The sequence below is a fragment of the Brevundimonas sp. genome, from assembly GCF_023259385.1.
Lineage (GTDB): Bacteria > Pseudomonadota > Alphaproteobacteria > Caulobacterales > Caulobacteraceae > Brevundimonas.
This window is the reverse complement of the sequence record NZ_JAHFPF010000304.1, coordinates 1-3,879: the sequence shown is the minus strand read 5'-3', so window position 1 is coordinate 3,879 and position 3,879 is coordinate 1. Positions and strand designations below refer to the sequence as shown.

Here is a 3,879-nt window from a genome sequence, read left to right as displayed (position 1 = left end):
GGCCCTGGTACAGGAAGACCTCGCCCGGACTCTCGTCCGTGCCCGCGAACATCGAGCCCATCATGGCCACGTTAGCGCCGGCCGCGATGGCCTTGGCCAGGTCGCCCGAATACTTGATGCCGCCGTCGGCGATGACCGGCGTGCCGCTTTCCCGGGCGGCGCGGACGGCCTCCAGGATGGCGGTCAGCTGGGGCACGCCCACGCCCGCGACGATGCGGGTGGTGCAGATGCTGCCCGGGCCGATGCCGACCTTCACGGCGTCTGCGCCCGCGTCGATCAGGGCCCGCGCGGCGTCGTAGGTCGCGATGTTGCCGGCGATGATCTGCAGGCGGTTGTTCTCGCGCTTGATGCGCTCGACGACCCGCGCGACCTGGGCCGAGTGGCCGTGGGCGGTGTCGATCACCACCACGTCCGCGCCGGCCTCGGCCAGGGCCATGGCCCGCTCGTAGCCGTTGTCGCCGACGGTCGAGGCCGCGCCGACCAGCAGGCGGCCCTGCTCGTCCTTGGCGGCGTTCGGGAAGGCGTGGGCCTTCTCGATGTCCTTCATCGTGATCAGGCCGGTCGCCCGGTAGTCCTCGTCGACGACGATGACGCGTTCGATCTTGCGGGTGCGCAGCAGCTCGCGCGCTTCGTCCCGCCCGGCGCCTTCACGGACCGTGACCAGGTCGCCCGTGGTCATCAGCTGCGCGGCGGTGTGGTTCGGATCGGTGTCGAAGCGCATGTCGCGGTTGGTCAGGATGCCGACCAGCTTGCCCGACTTGGGATCCACGACCGGGAAGCCCGAGATCTTCTTGCGGGCCACGATCGCGCGGACCTCGCCCAGCGTCGTATCCGGATTGATGGTCACCGGATTGATGACCATGCCGCTTTCGTAGCGCTTCACTTCGCGCACCTGGTCGGCCTGTTCCTCGACCGTCAGATTGCGGTGCAGGACGCCCAGACCGCCGGCCTGGGCCATGGCGATCGCCAGCCGGCTTTCGGTGACCGTGTCCATGGCGGACGAGGTCAGGGGGATGTTCAGTCGGATGTCCCGCGTCAGCTTCGTCGAGACGTCCGCGTCAGCGGGCATGATCTCGGACGGGCCGGGTTCGAGCAAAACATCGTCGAAGGTGAGCCCTTCGCGTATCTCCATGAGGAGTCTCCGTTTTGCGGGCCGCGTATAACCGTGTCGGCCCCTGAACCGCAAGGCCTCAACGCGTGCTATGGTGACGATAGGAACAATTGGCTTGCGCTGCGGCGCTTGCGCTCCGATGTAGGTGAGAATGGTTCGCACCTTGATCAGCACCGCCCGCCGCCTCGCGCTCAAGATCGCGAGCTACGGCGTGATGCACCTGGTCGTGGCCATCCTGGTGGCCTTCGCCATCACCCGGGACTGGCGGCTGGCGCTGGCGGTCGGGGTGGTCGAGCCCTTCTTCCAGACCATCGCCTATTCGATCCACGACCGCGTCTGGCACCGCATCGAGCGCCGCCGCATGCTGTCCGGCGTCGAGGAGGCGTCCGAGGCCGTCACCGCTCGCCTGGGCCTGATGACCCCGGAGGAGCAGACCCGGGCGCACGGGCATCACGGTCACGGCCATCATGGCCACAGCCACGCCCTGCCCCGCTCGTTCAAGCAGATCGCGCTCAAGTCGGTCACCTACGGCCTGATGCATTTCACCGTCGCGGTGCTGGTCGCCTTCGCCCTGACGCGCGACATCCGCATCGCCCTGACCATCGGCATCGTCGAGCCGCTGGTGCAGACGGTCTTCTTCACCGTCCACGACCGCGTCTGGAGCCGGATCGAGGCCCGCAAGGCCAAGCGGGCCGAGGAACTGGCCCAGGCCTGACGGCCGGAGTGACGCCGGGCCGCACAATGGTCTAGCCTGTCCGCCTGATGCACGGCTTCGAAGCGATCCTGATCGTGATGGCGGCGGCGGTGGCGATGTCGCTGCTGGCCCAGAAGCTCAACGCCCCCTTCCCGCCCTTCGTCGCCCTGGCCGGCGCGGGCGCGGCCTTCCTGCCCTTCGCGCCAGAGATCACCCTAGACCCCCAGCTGGTGCTGGCCCTGTTCGTCGCGCCGGTGCTGCTGGACGCGGCCTTCGACAGCTCCCTGCGCGACCTGCGCCGCAACGTCGTCCCCATCGCCTTCCTCAGTCTCGCCGCCGTAGCGGTCACCACCCTGGCCGTGGCGTTCACCGCCAAGGCGCTGATCCCCGCCCTTCCGTGGGCCGCCGCGGTGGCCCTGGGCGCCATCGTCGCTCCGCCCGACGCGGCGGCGGCCACCGCCGTGCTGCGCATCATCCCGGCCCCCTTCCGCATCCGCACCGTGCTGGAGGGCGAGAGCCTGTTCAACGACGCCAGCGCCCTGCTGACCTACCGCATCGCCGTGGCCGCGGTCCTGACCACCATGCCCGGCGGCTGGCAGCTGGCCGGCTCCGTCGCCCTGGCCACCGTGGGCAGCGTCCTCTTCGGCCTGGTCGCGGCCTGGACGCAGGCGCGCCTCACCCACCTGCTGACAGAGGCGCCGCCCTCCATCGTACTGCAATTCATCGGAAGTTTCGGCGTGTGGATCGCGGCCGAGCGGCTGGGCCTGTCGGCCATCGTCACCATCGTCGTCTTCGCCCTGACCCTGGCCCGGCTGGCGGCCCGCAGCCCGGCGGTGATCCGCGTTCCGGCCTATGCGGTGTGGGAGACCACGGTCTTCGCCCTGAACGTGCTGGCCTTCATGCTGGTGGGCCTGCAGATCGCCCCCATCTGGCGCGACCTGCAGCCGGTGCAGCGCGAGGAGTACGCCGCCTTCGCCCTGATCATCCTGCTGGTCTGCGTCGTCGTCCGCCTGGCCTGGGTGATGGGCTACAACACCGTCGTGCAGGTGAAGAACCGGCTGTTCGGGGTCCATCTTCCGGCCGGAGCCTCGCCGCCGACCTTCGCCTCGGGCCTGGTCGTCGGCTGGGCCGGGATGCGCGGCGTGGTCAGCCTGGCCGCCGCCTACGCCCTGCCCGCCGGCTTCCCGTTCCGCGACGTGATCCTGCTGGCGGTGTTCGCGGTGGTGATGGGCACCCTCGTGGTCCAGGGCTTGACGCTGGGGCCGTTGATCCGCCTGCTGGGCCTGGGCAACGACGGCGTGCTGGACGGCGAGATCCGCAAGGCCCGCGCCGCCGTCACCGACGCCGCCATCGACCATGTCTCGGGCCGGGACGACGCGCCCGCCAAGCGCCTGAAGGCCGAGTATCACGAGCGCCGCGAGGCCCTGAAGACCGCCGGCGAAGGCGACGGCCGCGTCACCCTGCCCGTCGACGACCTCGCCGAGGATGTCCTGCGCAGCAAGCGCGAACGGCTGCTGGCCATGCGGCTGAACGGCGAGATCAGCGACGCCGCCTACTATCAGATCGAGGAAGAACTGGACCGGCGCGAGCTGGCCCTGACGCCCGTGGTGCGCTGAGGCCTCAGAGCTTCAGATTGCCGTAGGCGGTGCAGCCGGGCCGGTCATCGCTCGGCCTGTTCTCCGCGTCCCGGCACACCAGCGGCCCCAGCCCCTGCTGCCCGGCCTCGCGCCGGACCTCCCACACCACCCGGTCGTCGCGCACGCCCAACAGGCCCATGTCCGGGATGTTGTCCGCGCCGTCGCCCAGCTTGACCGCGATCACCGCGTAGCCCGGATCGACGGCGTCGCGATAGACCCGCACCCCGCGCCGCCGCCTCACGAAGGCTTCGACCCCGCCGGGCAGCACCGATCCCGGCTCGACCGAGTCCAGCAGGGCCCCGCCCTCCCGGTCCGCCCGCGATTCCTCCGCCATCTGGAAGGGCACGAAGGGCAGCACCGTCAGGCCGACCATGCCCCAGATCACATCCATGCCGATGTCGCGCTGCGGCGCGCCCTGATGGACGATCGGCGCGCAC

At 70.3% G+C, this 3,879-nt stretch carries 4 protein-coding genes; 2 read left to right on the top strand and 2 right to left on the bottom strand.

Annotated features, from left to right (window positions below; translation table 11 throughout):
- The coding region (guaB, locus tag Q0C81_RS17230; protein ID WP_291840897.1) for an IMP dehydrogenase at positions 1-1,132 on the bottom strand (1,132 nt) is incomplete at its 3' end.
- A 130-nt stretch (positions 1,133-1,262) separates the two neighbouring features.
- Between guaB and Q0C81_RS17225 the strand changes: the two genes are divergently transcribed.
- Together Q0C81_RS17225 and Q0C81_RS17220 are read left to right on the top strand one after the other, a co-directional pair.
- Positions 1,263-1,826 (top strand): DUF2061 domain-containing protein, encoded by a 564-nt coding sequence (locus Q0C81_RS17225; protein ID WP_291840895.1) that lies wholly within the window; start codon positions 1,263-1,265, stop codon positions 1,824-1,826.
- A gap of 47 nt (positions 1,827-1,873) precedes the next feature.
- A complete protein-coding gene (locus tag Q0C81_RS17220; RefSeq protein ID WP_291840893.1) occupies positions 1,874-3,421 on the top strand; it encodes a cation:proton antiporter in 1,548 nt (515 codons plus the stop codon).
- 4 nt (positions 3,422-3,425) lie between these two features.
- Here Q0C81_RS17220 and Q0C81_RS17215 read toward each other — a convergent pair.
- Positions 3,426-3,879 (bottom strand): hypothetical protein (locus tag Q0C81_RS17215; protein WP_291840891.1); only part of this gene is annotated, 454 nt, incomplete at its 5' end.

Bases quoted from the DNA above. Each gene is read 5' to 3' on its own strand.
- Q0C81_RS17225 (WP_291840895.1), top strand. From the start codon at position 1,263: ATGGTTCGCACCTTGATCAGCACCGCCCGCCGCCTCGCGCTCAAGATC.
- Q0C81_RS17220 (WP_291840893.1), top strand. From the start codon at position 1,874: ATGCACGGCTTCGAAGCGATCCTGATCGTGATGGCGGCGGCGGTGGCG.